This is a genomic window from Brevibacterium sp. Mu109, assembly GCF_900169375.1.
GTDB classification, from domain to species: Bacteria; Actinomycetota; Actinomycetes; order Actinomycetales; family Brevibacteriaceae; genus Brevibacterium; species Brevibacterium yomogidense_A.
This window is the reverse complement of record NZ_FXZF01000099.1, coordinates 1-1,232: the sequence shown is the minus strand read 5'-3', so window position 1 is coordinate 1,232 and position 1,232 is coordinate 1. Positions and strand designations below refer to the sequence as shown.

Annotated in this window: 1 protein-coding gene; it reads left to right on the top strand. The window is 67.9% G+C overall.

The features are described 5' to 3' along the window. The first annotated feature begins 124 nt into the window (after positions 1–124). On the top strand, positions 125–1,183 hold the full coding sequence (locus tag BSP109_RS16605; protein WP_101602063.1) for an IS1595 family transposase: 1,059 nt from the start codon (positions 125–127) through the stop codon (positions 1,181–1,183). The last annotated feature ends 49 nt before the right edge of the window (positions 1,184–1,232 follow it).

Here is a 1,232-nt window from a genome sequence, read left to right as displayed (position 1 = left end):
AAGGGGTATCCATCTTGATGCCGATGGACGGGGCCGGTCTGCCGGGTAGGGTCGGGTGACGTAAGGGCCCCCGCGCTGCGTCAACAGCCGGGGGCATGGACTACACCGTCAAGGGGTGTATGTCGTGGCCGATTCTACCGGCGCGCGCAGTGGCGACGATCTCGAACCCGGACTGGACTACCCGCGCGACCTCGCCGAGCTCCGGGCGTGGTTCCCCACGGACGCAGAGTGCCTGGACTACCTGGACTGGCTCCGCTGGCCAGACGGGTTCTGCTGTCCGCACTGCGCCTCGACGTCGGCCGGACGCGACACGGTGGGCCGGCATCGTTGCCGGGGCTGCTGGCGCAGAGTGTCGGTCACCTCGGGCACGATCTTCGACAAGACCCGTATCCCGCTGTCGGTGTGGTTCGAGGTGGTCTGGCTGGTGACGTCCTCGAAGACGGGCGTTCCGGCCGCGCACCTGCACCGGGTGCTGCCAATCAGCTCGTACCAGAGCGCGTGGGCGATGCTGGCCCGACTCCGCCAGGTCATGACCAGTGACCAGAGCGCTCTGCTGTCGGGCAGGGTCGAGGTCGACGAGACGTTCATCGGCGGGCCCCGCCCCGGCGTGCGGGGACGAGGAGCGCTGGGGAAGACCCTGGTCGCCGGGGCCATCGAGATCACCGACCACGGGTGGGGCAGAGCTCGGATGGGCGTGATCGAGGACGCGACCACGGCGTCGCTGAAGGCCTTCGCAGCGAAGACCATAGCGACGGACTCGGTCGTGGTCACCGACGGGCTCAGGTCCTACCCGCCAGCCCTTCACGGCTATGAGCACGAGGCGATCAACGTCGCCTCCTCGGGAAGGCCAGCGCACGAGTCACTGCCGGCGGTTCACCGACTGTTCGCACTGGCCAAACGAACCCTGGAGGGCACCTACCAGGGTGCAGGCACGGGCAAGCACCTGCCCGAGTACCTCGATGAGTTCGTCTTCCGCTTCAACCGGCGCAACTCACGCCACCGCGGCCTGGTGTTCCTACGCCTCCTGGAACGTGCCGTGGACGCGTCCCCAGTGACCTACCGCGATCTCGTCCGCGACTCCCAGCCGAAGAAGACTCGTCCGCAGGGGCGAAGAGGACCTCGCTCGAGGCCCAGTAGCCTCGACCAGGCAACCTCTCCCAGGCCCTGGCGCCGAACTCCCTGACCACCAGCCCGCACCGATCCACCTATCGGCACCAAGATGGATACCCCTT